The 16,019-nt window shown below is 70.0% G+C and carries 4 protein-coding genes; 1 reads left to right on the forward strand and 3 read right to left on the reverse strand.

Annotation, left to right across the window (positions count from 1 at the left end):
- Positions 1-177: 177 nt before the first annotated feature.
- The 3 genes from ABQJ54_RS16600 to ABQJ54_RS16610 form a co-directional block, all read right to left on the reverse strand.
- Complete coding sequence (locus ABQJ54_RS16600) at positions 178-6,585, reverse strand: non-ribosomal peptide synthetase (RefSeq protein ID WP_367855437.1); 6,408 nt, start codon at positions 6,583-6,585, stop codon at positions 178-180.
- Positions 6,582-13,775: a hybrid non-ribosomal peptide synthetase/type I polyketide synthase gene (locus tag ABQJ54_RS16605; RefSeq protein WP_367855438.1), complete on the reverse strand. Its 7,194-nt coding sequence runs from the start codon at positions 13,773-13,775 to the stop codon at positions 6,582-6,584. Before ABQJ54_RS16605 ends, ABQJ54_RS16600 begins: the two co-directional genes overlap by 4 nt.
- A gap of 64 nt (positions 13,776-13,839) precedes the next feature.
- Positions 13,840-14,913, reverse strand: coding sequence for a cupin-like domain-containing protein (locus ABQJ54_RS16610; protein WP_367855439.1), 1,074 nt, complete (start codon positions 14,911-14,913; stop codon positions 13,840-13,842).
- A 2-nt stretch (positions 14,914-14,915) separates the two neighbouring features.
- Here ABQJ54_RS16610 and ABQJ54_RS16615 point away from each other — a divergent pair, with 2 nt between their 5' ends.
- Complete coding sequence (locus ABQJ54_RS16615) at positions 14,916-15,983, forward strand: hypothetical protein (RefSeq protein WP_367855440.1); 1,068 nt, start codon at positions 14,916-14,918, stop codon at positions 15,981-15,983.
- Positions 15,984-16,019: the final 36 nt, after the last annotated feature.

The raw sequence follows: 16,019 nt of genomic DNA on the forward strand, positions 1-16,019 counted from the left end.
GGTCTATCCATTACGTCACGTATTACCGGCGCCTTGTGAACCTCCGCAGCAGATGTCGAAAGCGTGATGCCGTTCTCACAACTTCGCATTGACGGTATGCTGACACACCAAGGCCACCCGGCAAATCACGCTATCCCCCGGGTACCCCTCGTTGACACGGGATCGCCAGCGCCCGCATCAGTGCAACCTCAGCCATCGGGACAGGCGACTGCCGAGATGATCGCCTTGCCCGGCCGCCGCCCCGGCCTCAGGTAACTGGACGGCCAGCGAGGCCAAGGTTCCGCTGGCAATGTCCAGCAGGTTCAAACGCACGCCGGTTTCACGCAGCACACGCGTGGCCAGTTCCACCGCCAGCAGCGAGTGGCCGCCGATATCGAAGAAGTTGTCGTGTGGCGCCACGCTGTCCAGGCCGATCAGCTCGCACCACACGCCGCGCAGGTACTTGCGGCGCGAGTCGCCATCTGCGTCAGTCGCCGCTGAATCGTGGTCGGTTACAGGCGGCAATGGCAACGGCAGTGCCTTGCGGTCGAGCTTGCCGTTGGGCGTCTGCGGAAACACCTCCAGCCGCACGATGTGCTGTGGTCGCATGTAGCCGGGCAACTGTGCTTCCAGCGCGCCGCGCAGGCGCGGCAGCAGCGTGGCCTCCGCTTCGGTGGCAACCACGTAGAGCACCAGGCGCTGGTCGCTGGCGGAAAACTCGCGGACCATGACGGCAGCGTCGGTCACCCCGGCATCCTCGCGGGCGATGGCCTCGATCTCGCCGGGTTCGATGCGGAAGCCGCGGAGCTTGATCTGGAAGTCGGCGCGGCCGAGGTGTTCGAGCGTGCCGTCGGCATGCCAGCGGCCGCGGTCGCCGGTGCGGTAGAGCCGTGCGTCCGGTTCGTCGCTGAACGGATCGGCGACGAAGCGCTCGGCGGTCAGCTCGGGCCGGTGCAGGTAACCGGTGGCCACGCCGGCGCCGCCGATCCACAGCTCGCCCGGCACGCCCAGGGGGCAGGGCTGGCGCCGCTCGTCCAGCACCCACACCGTGGTGTTGGCGATCGGCGTGCCGATGGTGACCGGCTGATCCTGTTCCAGCTTCGCGCAGGTCGACCACACCGTGGTCTCGGTGGGGCCGTACATGTTCCACACCTCGCCGCAGCGCTGCAGCAGCGCCATGGCCAGGTCCGGCGCCAGCGCCTCGCCACCGCACAGCGCGCGGAATGAGCTGCCGCCCGGCCAGCCGGCCTGCAGCAGCAGGCGCCAGGTGGCCGGCGTGGCCTGCATCAGCGTGATGTCCCGCTCGGCCAGGAGTGCCTTCAAGGTTTCCCCATCCATCGCCTGCTCGCGGGAGGCCAATACCACCTCGGCGCCCACGCCGAGCGGGCCGAGCAGCTCCAGCACCGCGATGTCGAAGGACAGCGTGGTGACCGCCAGCAGGCGGTCGTCGGCCCGCAAGCCGGGACGTCCGGCCATGCTGGCGAGGAAGTTGGCGACGGCACGATGCGGGATCGCCACGCCCTTGGGCCGTCCGGTGGAGCCGGAGGTGTAGATGACGTAGGCGGTCGACGACGGATTGATCGACCGTGCAGGCGGCGTGGTCGGCAGCGTCTCCCAGCCGGCCGGTGGCGCATCCAGCGTAATCACCCGGCAAGCGTCGAGGTGGAAGCGCGAAGCCTGCGAGGACTGGGTGAGCAGCGCCGCCAGCTTCGCATCGGACACCATGTAGGCCAGCCGTTCGGCGGGAAAGCCGGGATCGAGCGGGACGTAGCCGGCACCGGCCTTGAGCGTGCCGAGCAGGGCCGCGAGCATGTCGGGGCCACGCTCCAGCGCGATGCCGACCAGCGCGCCGGGGCCGACGCCCTGCGCGATCAGCCCGTGCGCAATGCGGTTGGCGCGTTCGTCCAGTGCGCGGTAGCTCAGTGTTTCGGTGCCGCAACGCAATGCCGTGCGCTCCGGCGTGGCCGAGGCCTGGTGCTCGAAGGCGCCGTGCATGGTCGGCGTGGGAATCGCCGCAGCGGTGGCGTTCCAGCGCCGTAGCTGCGCCAGATCATCCGCCGGCAGCAGCGGCAGTTGCGCGATCGGCTGCCGCGGATCGGCCAGCGCGCCTTCCAGCAGGGTTTCGTAGCCGCGGCGGAAGCGTGCGGCGGTGGACGGTTCGAAGATGTCGGTGTTGAAGCTCAGGCCGCCGAGCAGTTGCTGTTCCTGTTCGATAAACCACAGGCCGAGGTCGTACGCGCTGCCGCGCTGGAACACCGGCAAGTGTTCGTGGCGCAACTCGCCCCACGCCAGTGGACGGCCGCGCACGTCCTGATAGGAGAACATCGCCTGCGCCAGCAGCGGACGGCTTTCGTCGCGTGGCAGGCGCAGCGCCTTGACCAGGTGCTCGAACGGCACATCCGGGCAGGCAAAAGCGTCGAGTACCACGGTGCGCACCGCGCGCAGGATGTCGAGGAAGCCGGCCTGCGGATCGACTGCCAGGCGCAGCGGCAGCGCGTTGACGAAAAAGCCCATCACCGTTTCCAGTTCCACCGTGTCGCGGCCGCGCACGGGCGTGGCCACGACCAGGTCGCGCTGGCCACCGAGCCGGTGCAGCAACGCGTAGTACGCCGCGAGCAGCACCATGAACGGCGTCGCGCCAGCCTGGTGTGCGAGTGCGCGTACGGCGTCGAGGCGCCCGTTCGACAGCACGATCCATTCGGTGGCGCCGGCGCCGGACATGCGTACCGGCCGCGCGCGGTCGGCCGGCAGTTCCAGTGGCTCGGGCGGATTGCGCAGGCGGGTCAGCCAATGGTCGAGTTGGCGCGCGAGTTCCCCGCCCTGCATCCACTGCCGCTGCCAAGCGGCGAAGTCGCCGTACTCGATCATCAGCGGTGGCAGCGGATCGGGCTGGCCGGCGCAGAACGCGGCATACAGCGTGGCCATCTCGTGATAAAGCAGGTCGAACGACCAGCCGTCCCAGATGATGTGGTGGGTCATGAAGAAGAACACGTGTTCCTCGTCGGCCAGCCGGAACATCTGGGCGTGGAACAGCGGCGCCGTGGACAGGTCGAAAGGTTCGGCGATCAGCGCGTCGAGCCGGCGCATCAGCCACGTTTCACGTTCGCTCGCCGGCAAGCTGGTTAGATCTTCCAGCGGAAGTTCCGCCTCGAGCCTGGCGTGGATGTGCTGCAGCGTGCCCGCTTCTCCGCTCTCGATGGCGGTGCGCAACACCGGCTGGCGCTGCACCACCGTGCGCAATGCCTGCTCGAAGGCCTCAAGATTCAGCGGCCCGCGCAGGCGGTGCGCCGAAGGCGTGTGGTAGTTCACACCGCCGGGCTGCAGTTGTTCGAGGTACCACACCCGCTGCTGCATCAGCGACAGCGGGGCGTGCTCGCGGTCGGCCAGGCGCGCGATCTGGCGCGGCGCCTGTTTGCCGGCCGCGCCCGCCTCGCGTATCGCCGCCGCCAGCCGGGCCACGGTCGGCGCTTCGAACAGGGTGCGCAGCGGCAACGCGAGGCCCAGTTCGCGGTTGAGCCGCGCGGTGAGTTGCGCGGCAAGCAGGGAATGCCCGCCGCGTTCGAAGAAGTCGTCGTCCGGACCCGGCTCCAGGCCGCCCAGCACGGCGGCCATCGCCTGCGCGATCTGGCGTTCCAGTTCGTCGCGCGGTGCGGCGCGCGTGCCGGCCGGCACGCTGGCGGCGAGCGGAGCCGGCAGGCGGGCACGGTCGATCTTGCCGTTGGGCAGCAGCGGCAACGCGGCCAGCACCACGAAGTGCTGCGGCAGCATGTATTCGGGCAGGCGTTCGCGCAGGCGATTGCGCAGGGCGGCTTCGTCCACCGGCGCCGCGCTCGCCAGATAGGCGACCAGGCGCACATCGCCAGGCCGATCCTCGCGCGTGACAACCAGCGCCTGCGTCACCGGTGGATGGCCGGCGAGTTGCGCCTCGATCTCGCCGGGTTCGATGCGGAAGCCGCGGAGCTTGATCTGGAAGTCGGCGCGGCCGAGGTGTTCGAGCGTGCCGTCGGCATGCCAGCGGCCGCGGTCGCCGGTGCGGTAGAGCCGTGCGTCCGGTTCGTCGCTGAACGGATCGGCGACGAAGCGCTCGGCGGTCAGCTCGGGGCGGTGCAGGTAACCGGTGGCCACGCCGGCGCCGCCGATCCACAGCTCGCCCGGCACGCCCAGCGGGCAGGGCTGGCGCCGCTCGTCCAGCACCCACACCGTGGTGTTGGCGATCGGCGTACCGATGGTGACCGGCTGATCCTGTTCCAGCTTCGCGCAGGTCGACCACACCGTGGTCTCGGTGGGGCCGTACATGTTCCACACCTCGCCGCAGCGCTGCAGCAGCGCCATGGCCAGGTCCGGCGCCAGCGCCTCGCCACCGCACAGCGCGCGGAATGAGCTGCCGCCCGGCCAGCCGGCCTGCAGCAGCAGGCGCCAGGTGGCCGGCGTGGCCTGCATCAGCGTGATGTCCCGCTCGGCCAGCAGTGCCTTCAAGGTTTCCCCATCCATCGCCTGCTCGCGGGAGGCCAATACCACCTCGGCGCCCACGCCGAGCGGGCCGAGCAGCTCCAGCACCGCGATGTCGAAGGACAGCGTGGTGACCGCCAGCAGGCGGTCGTCGGCCCGCAGGCCGGGACGTCCGGTCATGCTGGCGAGGAAGTTGGCGACGGCGCGATGCGGGATGGCCACGCCCTTGGGCCGGCCGGTGGAGCCGGAGGTGTAGATGACGTAGGCGGTCGACGACGGATCGATCGACCGTGCCGGCGCCGTGGTCGGCAACGCCTCCCAGCCGGCCGGTGGCGCATCCAGTGTAATCACCCGGCAAGCGTCGAGGTGGAAGCGCGAAGCCTGCGAGGACTGGGTGAGCAGCGCCGCCAGTTGCGCGTCGTCGGCCATGTAGGCCAGCCGTTCGGCGGGGAAGCCGGGATCGAGCGGGACGTAGCCGGCACCGGCCTTGAGCGTGCCGAGCAGGGCCGCGAGCATGTCGGGGCCGCGCTCCAGCGCGATGCCGACCAGCGCGCCCGGCGGCACGCCTTGCGCGATCAGCGCATGGGCGATGCGGTTGGCGCGTTCGTCCAGCGCGCGGTAGCTCAGTGTTTCGGTGCCGCAGCGCAAAGCCGTGCGCTCTGGCGTGGCCGAGGCCTGGTGCTCGAAGGCACCGTGCATGGTGACCGGCCGGTCGCTCCAGCCGTGCGCGACTGGCTGCAGTTCGGCCAGCTCGCGGCGCGCCGTTGCATCGACCAGCGGCAGGTTGCCCAGTGCGCAGTCCGGTTGTGCCACGGCGGCGCGCAGCAGGGTTTCGTAGGTGCGCAGCCAGCGGCGCACGGTGGCGTTGTCGAACAGGCCGGCGTTGTACTGGCATTCCAGGCGCAGGCCGCCATGTTCCTGCACCGCGTTGACGAACAGCTCGAAGTTCTCGTAGCGCCGCGGCACGCTGGCGAGATCCATTTGCAAACCGGCAAAGGACTCGCTTCCCTGCTCCAGTGCCTGGTCGATGTTGAACAGCACGCTGACCAGCGGCAGGCGGGCGGGGTCGCGCGCGACGTCCAACTGTTGCAGCAGGCTGCCGAAGGTGCAGCGCTGGTGCTCCAGCGCATCGAGCAGCTCGCCGCTCGCCGCGCCGAGCAGTTGCGCGAACGGCAGCGCCGGATCGGCCGTGCAGCGCAGCGGCAGCAGGTTGACGCCGTGGCCCACCAGATCGCCCAGGCCCTCGTTCGCCTGCGCCGCGGCGGGGATGCCGAGCACGACTTCGTCCTGTCCGGCCAGCCGGCCGAGCAGGCCCGCGAAACTGCCCAGCAGGGTGGCAAACAGGCTCGCGCCGTGGCGCGCACCCAGGTGGCGCAACGCGCCGACCAGGTCGGCGCCGAGCACGTGGTCCTCGCGGCCGGAAGCGAAACCGCGCCGTGGCGGCCGTGGACGGTCGCCCGGCAGGTCCAGGGCGGGCGGACGGTGTGCGTGATGCGCCACCCACCAGGCTTCATCGGCGGAACGGGCATGGTGGTCTGCCTGCCCGGCGCATTGCAAGGCATAGTCGGCGAACGAGGGCGCCGGCGGCAGGCTTGTGCTGCCGGCGCCGCTGCGCAGTGCGTACAGTGCGCCCAGCTCGCGCACGACCACCCACCACGACCAGCCGTCGCAGACCAGGTGATGCGCGCTCAGCAGCAGCACGTGCTCGCTCTCGCCCAGGCACACCAGCTCGGCGCGGAACAGCGGGCCGGTTTCCAGATCGAACGGCAGCAGCACGGTCTGCGTGCGACGTTCTTCCAGCGCCGCGTCGCGCGCTGACGCCTCCAGCGTGGCCAATCCGGTCTGCCGCACGTCGAGCGCCACGCCGGCGGCCACGCAGAAGGTCTCGCCATCCGGGCCGAAGCTGGCGCGCAGCGCATCGTGGCGATCGACCAGCGCCTGCAGCGCGTCCAGCAGGGCGGCGCGGTCGAGCACGCCATGCAAGTGCAGCGCGACTGCCTCGTTGTAGGCCAGCGAGGCTTCCTCGCCCAGCTTGGCGGCCAGCCAGATCTCGCGCTGCGCCTCGGTGCTGGGCACCACGCGCTCCAGCACGGGACTGGCGAACGGGTCGTAGTCGACGGCCGCGAGGCCGGCATGCGCATCCATGGGCGTGTTCATGATTCCACCTTGAGGTACTTGCCGGGCTGTTCGGGGTTCGGCACGAACCAGCAGGGCCGGCCGTCGGGTTCGCGGCCCAGCCGCGCGCCGGGCACGGGCGGCTTGGCGGCATCCATCACCGTCTGCGCCGCGGGCACGTTGCGCGGCAGGAAGCCGGCCTCCTGCAGTTCGAGTACCGATGCCTTGTAGGCCTCGGTGATCTGGCGGAAGTCCGCCTCGCTGTGCGCGGTGGTGAAGAAGCAGGGGAAGTTGTCCAGGATGTGCACGCCGCGGCTGCGCATCATCGCGAACAGCAGATCCTGCAGCGGGTGCTCCTCCAGGAACTGGGTCTTCCACACCGAGGCGAACTGCTTGACCGCGATCGGCGCGCCCACTTCCACGAAGAAGCCGTTGAGTTCGTCGGCCATCGCCGCCGTGCGCGCATTGAGCCGTTCCTGCAGCGCGGGGCCTTCGTGCCTGAGGTGTTCGAGCGCGGCCTTCGCCGCGGCCAGCGCCAGCGGGTGGCGCACGAAGGTGCCGGCGAAATAGGTGACGCCGACGGTGGGGACCGAGTCGTCGCCGTACTGCCACTGGCCGCCGTCCAGCGCGTCCATGTATTCGCGCCTGCCCGCGATCACGCCGATCGGGTAGCCGCCGCCCACCACCTTGCCGTAGGTGGCGAGGTCGGCACGGATGCCGAACAGCGCCTGGGTGCCGCCGGGATGGCTGCGGAAGCCGGTGACGATCTCGTCGAAGATGCACAGCGTGCCGCTTGCTTCGGTGATCGCACGCACTTCGCGCAGGAACTCGACCGGACGGAAATCCGGGCGGCGGCTCTGCACCGGCTCGATCAGCACGGCGGCCAGCTCGTGCGCCCGCGTGCGGATGATTTCCAGCGATTCCGGCGTGCCGTAGTCGAGCACCAGCACGTGCTCGGCGGTGTTGCGCAGGATGCCCGGTGCGGCCGGTACCGCGCGCAGCTTCTTGGTGCCGCGCACGATCACCTCGTCCACGATGCCGTGGTAGGAACCGGTGAACAGCACCACGGTTTCGCGCCCGGTCACCGTGCGCGCGATGCGCAACGCACCCAGCACCGCCTCCGAGCCGGTGTTGCACAGCGCGGCGCGCTCGTGCCCGGTGACTTCGCAGACCAGCTGCGCCACCTCGCCGGCCAGCGGATGCTGCGGGCCGATCTCGTAGCCGAGCTCAAGCTGCCTGCGCACGGCATCCAGCACGAAGTCCGGCTGCCAGCCGAACAGGCTCATGCCGAAGCCGTTCAGCGCGTCGACGTATTCGTTGCCGTCCAGGTCCCACAGGTGGGCGCCCTTGGAGCGCTCGATCACGATCTGGTAGACGATCTCCTTGAGCAGCGGGCGGAAGCCGTTGACCACGCGCGGGTCGGCCATGTGCGGGCGATGCGCCTGGGTGTACTCCTTCGACTTGCGCGTGCGCGCCACGTAGCGTTCGACGAAGCGGTCCAGCCGGCCCTGCTGGCGCGGCGTGAGCTCGAACTTGCCGGTGTCGATGCGCGCGATCGCGCCGAAGGCCTTCTTCACGTCGTAGCGGGTATGGGCCAGCGCGGCTTCCTCATCTACGGCCCGGGCCGCAGCGGCAATCGGGGCAGCCGGTGCAGGCGACGCGGCCGCTGGCGCCGGCACGGCGACTGGTGCCAGCGGCGCACCGCCGAGCAGGGCCAGCTGCTGGGCCATCAGTTGCATCTGCTGCGCGATCACCTGCTGCACGTAGCCGTCCGGCGCCGCGCCGGTGATGGCCGGCAGCGCCGGCATGGCCAGCTGTGCCGCTTGCGTCGGGACGGGTGTCGCTGCCGCGGCGGGCGCCTCGGCTGGAAGCTGCGCGTCGAGCAGCGCGGCCAGCTGCGCGAAGCTGGAGCAGTCGCCCATCAGCTGGCGGAAGCTCACCTGCACCGCGAAGGTCTTGGATACCTGCAGCGCCACCTGGGTCAGCATCAGGCTGTCCAGGCCCAGCTCGATGAAGTGGCTGGCGGGATCGGCGTCGGCCAGGTCGATGCCGGCGATGTCCTCGAACGTGGCCTTGAGCTGGTCGATCAGGCGCGGTTGGCGATCCATGGACGACACGGTTGGCGCAGGCATGGGCGTTCCTTCGTGGTGTTCGGGCGTTGTGGCAGGCGGCAGCGGTTCGTGGGCGTTCGCTGCCGCCGGCGCGTCGATCCAGTGGCGTTGGCGTTCGAAGGGATAACTGGGCAGACACACGCGGCGGCGCTGCACGCGCCGGTCCAGCCGTGCGGTGTCGATGGCCACGCCCTGGCGCCACAGTTCGCCGGCGGCCTGACGCAGCTGCATCGGCTCCGCCTGGGGTGCGTCGCCCAGCGAGGGCAGGGCGGGGATGTGTTGTTGGCGCAACAGCGGCTGCTGGCGCGCCAGCGAACACAGCGTGGCGTGCGGGCCCACTTCCAGCAGCACGCGGGAAGGCTTGTCGAGCACGCGTTCGAGCGCGCTGGAGAAGCGCACCGGCTCGCGCAGGTGGCGCGTCCAGTAGTCGATCGACTGCGCCGCGTCGTCGCCCAGCCAGTCGCCGGTCGCGGTGGACACCAGCGGGATGCGTGGCGCCTGCCGCGGCACGCGCGCCACTTCGGCGCGGAACGGCGCCAGCGCCGGCTCCATCATCGCCGAGTGGAAGGCGTGCGAGGTGCGCAGCGGGCGGCAGGCGACGCCATCCTGCTCCAGCACGGCCTGGAACGCGGCGACATCCGCGTGCGGGCCGGCCACCACGCAGGCGGCCGGCGCGTTCTCCACCGCCAGCGACAGTGTCGCCGGCAGGCACGCGAGCACGTTCTCGCGCGACAGCCGCACCGACAGCATCGCGCCCTCCGGCTGCGCCTGCATCAGCGCGCCGCGGCGGGTGACGAGGCGCATCGCATCGCGCAGTTCGAACACGCCGGCCAGGGTGGCCGCGACGAACTCGCCCACGCTGTGGCCGAGCATCGCCGCCGGACGCACGCCGAGGCTCAACCACCATTGCGCCAGCGCGTATTCCATCGCGAAGATCGCCGGCTGCATCACCGCGGTGGGCAGCAGCGCTGCGGGATCGTCGCTCCACACGCGCTCGCGCAGGTCGAAGTCCGCCACCTCGGCGGCATGCGCCACACAGGCGTCGAAGGCCTCGCGGAACGCCGGCTCGGCGGCATGCAGCGCGCGGCCCATGCCGGGATAGGGTGAGCCCTGCCCCGGGAACAGGAACACCACGTCGGCCGGCTGGGCGGCCTGGCTGCGCACACTGGCGGCAGCGACTTCGGCGAGGCGCAGGGCCGCCTCGGCCGCGTCGCCGACCACCACCGCCGCGCGATGGGCAAAGGCCTTGCGGCCCACCGCCAGTGTCCAGGCCACGTCGGCGAGGTTCTCGCCGGGGTGCGTGCCCAGGTGCGCAGCCAGCCGCTCCGCCGTCGCGGCGAGCGCCGTCGGCGTGCGTGCCGACAACAGCAGCAGCTGCGAGCCGTCCGCGGCATCGGAAGGTTCCCGTGCGGGAGCCTGCTCCATCACCACGTGCGCATTGGTGCCGCCGACGCCGAACGAGCTGACGCCTGCGCGCAGCGGCCCGCTGCCGGACCGCCACTCCAGCAACTGCTGGTTGACCACGAACGGCGAGTTGGCGAAATCGATGCCCGGGTTGGGCGCGCGGAAATGCAGGGTCGGCGGAATCCGCTGCTCGGCCAGCGCGAACGCTGTCTTGATCACGCCTGCCACCCCGGCGGCGATCACCATGTGGCCGACATTGCTCTTGAGCGAGCCGACATGGCAGAAGCCGGTGTCGCTCGTGCCGCGCCGGAACGCACTGGTCAGGCCCTCGATCTCGATCGGATCGCCGATCGGGGTGGCCGTGCCATGCGCCTCCACGTAGGAAATGCTGCGCGCGTCGACGCCGGCATCCGCCTGCGCCATGGCGATCACCGCAGCCTGCCCCGCGCTGCTCGGCGCCATGAAACTGGCCTTGCCGCCGCCGTCGTTGTTCACCGCGCCGCCGCGGATCAGCGCATAAATCGGATCGCCGTCGGCGATCGCATCGGACAGCCGCTTGAGCAGGACCACCGCGGCGCCGTCGCTGAACACGGTGCCGCGCGCCTCCGCGTCGAAACTGCGCGTGTGCCCGTCCGGCGAAAGCATGGTGCCTTCCTGGGCGAGATAGCCGCTGCGCGGCGGACAGGTAATCGACGCGCCGCCGGCCAGCGCCATCGTGCAACGGCCCGCGCGCAAGGCGTCGAAGGCCTGACAGATCGCCACCAGCGAGGTCGAGCATGCGGTGTTCACGCTGACCGCCGGGCCGGTCAGGTCGAGCTTGTGCGCGACGCGGGTGGCCACGAAGTCCTTTTCGTTGGCCAGCATCACCTGGAACGCGCCGAGCTTGTCGACCAGGTCCGGCCGCGCACTCAGGTGACGCTGGAAATAAGTGGCGTGGTACATGCCGCCGAACACGCCGACCGGCCCGGCATGCGTACCCGGCGCATGGCCGGCGCGCTCCAGGCATTCCCAGCACAGTTCGAGGAAGATCCGCTGCTGCGGGTCCATCAGCTCCGCCTCGCGCGGCGGGATGCCGAAGAACGCGGCATCGAAGTTCTCCACGCCGTCGACGATGCCGCGCGCGGCGACATAGGACGGGTCGTCGCGCTCCGCGCGCGCGATGCCCGGGTCGAGCTCGTCGGCGCCGAAGTACGTGATCGATTCCCGGCCCGCGCACAAATTGCGCCAGAACGCCTCGACGTCGTCCGCGCCCGGGAAGCGCCCGGCCATCGCGATGATCGCGACCGGCTCGGAGTCGGCGCCGCGTCTATCGTGCGGCGTGCCGGATGCGGCGGGCGTGCCCTCGGAGTTCCCTGCCATCGCCTGCGCCAGCGCCGCCGGCGTGGGGCCCTGGAAGAACATCGGTATGGTCAGCTCGTGCGACACCAGCTTGCCGAGCTGGTTGACCGCACGCACGGCGGCCAGCGAATCGCCGCCCAGCTCGAAGAAATTGTCGTCGCGACCCACGCGATCCAGCCCGAGCAGCTCGCCGAACACGGCGCACGCCTGCTGCTCCAGCAGGCCGACGGGTTCCACGTACGGCACGGCGAGTTCGGGCCGGCTGGAATCCGGCGCGGGCAGCGCGCGGCGGTCGAGCTTGCCGTTGGTGGTCAGCGGCAGCGCATCGAGCTGCACGTAGCATGCCGGCACCATGAACTCCGGCAGGCTGGTGCCGAGGTAGCCGCGCAGCGCCTGCGCGGTCGCCCCGGCACCGGTGCACACGTAATAGGCGACCAGGCGCTTGCGGCCGGGCTGGTCCTCACGCGCCAGCACGGCGCACGCGCCGATCGCGCGATGCCGTGCCAGCACCGCCTCGATCTCGCCGGTCTCGATGCGGAAGCCGCGGATCTTGACCTGGCCGTCCATGCGGCCGACGAATTCGATGGCGCCATCCGGCAGGTAGCGCACCAGGTCGCCGGTGCGGTACAGGCGTTCGCCCGCGCCGCCGAACGGATCGGGCACGAAGCGTTCGGCGCTCAGTCCGGGGCGCCGCAGGTAGCCGCGCGCGACGCCGGCCCCGCCCACGAACAATTCGCCGACGACGCCGATCGGCAGCAGTTCCATGCGCCGGTTCAGCACGTAGAGCCGCGTGTCGGCGATGGGGCGCCCGATCGGGATCGTGCGCGCGTCGGGAGCAAGATCGCGCGGTATGCGATGCGTGGTGGTGAACGTCGTGCATTCGGTCGGGCCGTACGGATGGACGATGGCCGTGCCGGGCAACGCATCCAGGGCCCGGCGCACATGCCGGACCGAGACCTTCTCGCCGCCGGTGAACAGTTCGCGCAGTCCGGTCAGGTGACGCGGATCGACATCCACGATGGCGTTGAACAGCGCCGTGGTGAGGAAAGCCGTGCTGACCTTGTGCCGCGTGATGCTGCGGGCGAGGCCGCCGCCGGTCGGAATGCCCTCGTCGTGCACGATGACGCAACCGCCGTTGAGCAGCGCCCCCCAGATCTCCAGCGTGGAAGCGTCGAAGCCCAGCGGCGCCGCATGCAGCAGCCGCGTGTCGGGCCCCAGCGCGATGTAATCGACATCGCGTACCAGGCGGATGATGGAACGGTGCCGGATCTCCACGCCCTTCGGCGTGCCGGTCGATCCGGAGGTGTACATCACGTAGGCCAGCGCCTCGCCGTCCAGTTCGGTGGCGATGGGATCGCCGGGCTGCTCCCCGGCGGCAACGGAGACGCGCACGATCGCATCGGCCAGCGGCAGCGCCCGTTCGATGCGCGGCGTCACCACGATGCGCACCTCGGCGTCGTCCAGCATGAAGGCCACGCGTTCCGTCGGATAGGCCATATCGAGCGGCAGATAGGCCGCGCCTGCTTTCAGCACGCCGAGAATGGCGACTACCGCGTCGACCGAGCGGTCCAGCATCACGCCGACGATCGCGCCGCGCGCGACGCCGGCGCCGCGCAGGCGCGCCGCCAGTCCCGCCGCGAGCCGGTCCAGCTGCGCATAGGTCAGGCTGCACCGGTCGTCGATGACCGCGACCCGATCCGCATGCTCCCTGGCGACGGCGGCGAACAGGCCGTGCACCGTATCCGCGGCGCGGCGCGGCACGTCCGTCGCGTTCCATTCGACCAGCAGCTGCTGGCGCTCGGCCGGGTCGAGGACGTCGATCGATTCCAGCGGGCAGTCCGCCGCCGCTCCGAATGCCGCGAGCGTGCGTTTCACGCAGCCTGCAAGCAGGTCGACGGACGCCCCGTCCAGCGATCCGCGAAAATCGGCGTGCAACTGGGCGTCGTCCGACAGGCGCAGTCGCCAGGCCAGCCGTGCCGATACGTCGCCGCAAGCCAGCGCCGCCTCGTCGTCGTGGGCGAGCCATACGCTGTGCGCTGGTGCGCCCGCCGGTGCGTCGAATGCGTGCACGCAGGTTTCGAGCCAGGCATTGCGTGATCCCGTGCGCGGCACCTCGATGGAACCCTGCGTGACGCCGAGTGCCCCCCACGCCGTGGCAAGCACGGCGTCTGCCCCGGTCAGGCGCGATTCGACCAGCGCCAGGGCTGCGCTCAACCATTGCGCCGGACCGTGCGGCCATCGGCGCATGGCATCGGCAAGCGCGGTGGCGAGCGCGGGAGCGAGCGGATATTGCCGATGCTGCCACACGTCGCCCGTGCCATCGGCCTGGCCAGGCAGCACGTCGAGCAAGTCCATGTTTTGCGTATCACCGGGCGTCATGATCTGCATACTCGTCGAACGTGCCTGTGCGCCTGCCGGCGATCGAGGTGGCCAGTCGGCCAGCTCAATCGTCCGAAGCGTAGGGTGCTCCATCGAAATGGGCAGGCCGGCCGAGCCGGTGGCGCACGTACCTGCGCGTGCCATCCGCGGCATGCGCAGCGGCATGCAGCCATGCATCGAAGCGGGGGCGCCGGCCGACCGGAGGCAGCCCGATCCCTAGGCCGCGCATCCGGTCGCGCACGACGTGCAGCAGCACGTTGCGACGCGATGCGTCGGTGTTGTAGCTGAGGCTCAGCGTCGTCGACGGCTCGTCGCTGGTCTCGACCATGTGCGGGCTGGTCAGCGGCATGTACACGCCCATGCCGGGCTGCAAGTGGAATACGTGCGCGCGAGCGCGGAACTCCTCCTGCCACTTGACCAGGGCAAGCTCGCGATGGCCGTGGAACCAGTCGCGCGCGCGGTCGCTTACCACCGTGATGTCGTCGGGATCCCACACGTAGACGGTCTTGCTGCCGCGTATCTGCAGCAGGATGCCGTGGTTGCGGTCGATGTGGAACGGTGTGACCGTGCGCGGCGAGGACACGAAAATCCAGCCGGCCCGGTAGCACATGCCGGGATCCTTGTGTTCGACCTGCGGTTTGATTTCATCGAGCACGGAGTCGACAAGCCCACGGTAAGCCGGATCGCCCTGTACATGGCGAAGCAACATCCATGCCTTGGCGTGGCCGATGTCCTGCAGGGTTTCCTGCGCCGACTTGCGGTTCGGATTCGTGCGCCCCACCTCGCTGAAATTGGCCCCGGCGGTGGCATCGTTGCTGAACGAGTAGAGCTGTGCTGCCCGCTCAAGGCGCCGACCGAACTCCACGAGCTGGTCCGGCTGCAGCAACGGGTGCTCCATCAAGCGATGCCGTACCGCCTGGACGCGCCATGGATCAAACGCAGCCCAATCCATGTCTATGCAGCCCGCGTGCCGGTTCATGCCTGCACCTCTGCCTTGCCGTTGTCGCCGCGTGCGCGCCGGATCGCCCGCCGCAGTGCACACGCATACTGGCCGCCGCCTCCGGCGCGGCGATTTCGCCTTGAACGGAACGTGGGTGACGCGCAGAATCGCGGGGCGCTGCCGCACGGGGAGGCGCATACATGGATACGCGAGATACCATTCTCGACGACCGCTACGAGACGATCGAGGGCCACCTCGAGCGTGATCGCGACACCGTCATCGGCCTCTGGCGCGGCCAGATCGGCTGGCAGGACCAGCTCGGACGGATGTACGACGTGTTCTACCTGGGCTGCCCGTTCGGACAGCCCTTGCTGCGACTGCTGCGCCATCGTGCCAGCGGCGAGATCGTGGGCACCATCGGTGCCGGGCCTCGTCCGATGTTGTGGCAGGGACACGAAGTGACGGGTGGGGCATTGAGCCACTTTGTCGTGTTGCCCGGGCACCGTTCGCTGAAGCCTGCACTTGGATTGTTCCGAACCATGAGCGCGGCCGGCCTTGAGCATTTCCTGTTCTTGTATGGACTCACGAATGCCAGTGGTGGTGCCATTTGCAAACGTGCCCGGTTTGACGTTCCAGCACATCTTCAGCGCCACGTAAGAGTTTTGCGCTACCGGAACTACGCGCCACGCGTGCTGCCCGGGCTGCTTGGCCGCGCCGGAGGTGCGTTGCTGGACGGTGCGATCGCTGCGGGCCGGCGGTTGCCCTTGCCGCGGCGGCGCTCCGTCCTGCACGTGGCTTGGGCCGACACCGTCGATCCGCGCATGCAGGCACTGTGGGAGCAGTCCGAACATGGTGACGGCCTGAGCACGGCGCGAACCGTACAGATGCTGAAGTGGCGCTTCCTCGGCCTGCCGGCGATCCATCGCCGCTTCCTGCTGGTCGCGCCGGCACCGGGTGCGCCCCTGCTGGCCTGGTTCACTTGCGAGACCAACGTGCGCGCACCCGAATTCATGACCGTGACCGACGCCTGGTTCGCCGGCGGCGTGCGCGAAGCCGATCGCCGCGCGATCCGCGAGCTTTGCCGGATGGGCTACGAGGCTGGCTACGACGCGATCGAGGTACGTCTGGCTGCTGCCGGGCCGGTGCTGGAGGCTTGGCACGCAGAGGGGTTCGCCACGCGCGGGCAGCAGCCGTTTTTCACCCACGGAATGGATCCGCAACGCATCGGTACCGGTATACACATCACCGATATCGAGCAGGATGGCTGAAGACCTGTAGTGCACGACGTCCATCTCCACCAGCCT

The organism is Rhodanobacter lycopersici (assembly GCF_040812335.1).
In the GTDB taxonomy this organism is placed as follows: domain Bacteria; phylum Pseudomonadota; class Gammaproteobacteria; order Xanthomonadales; family Rhodanobacteraceae; genus Rhodanobacter_A; species Rhodanobacter_A lycopersici.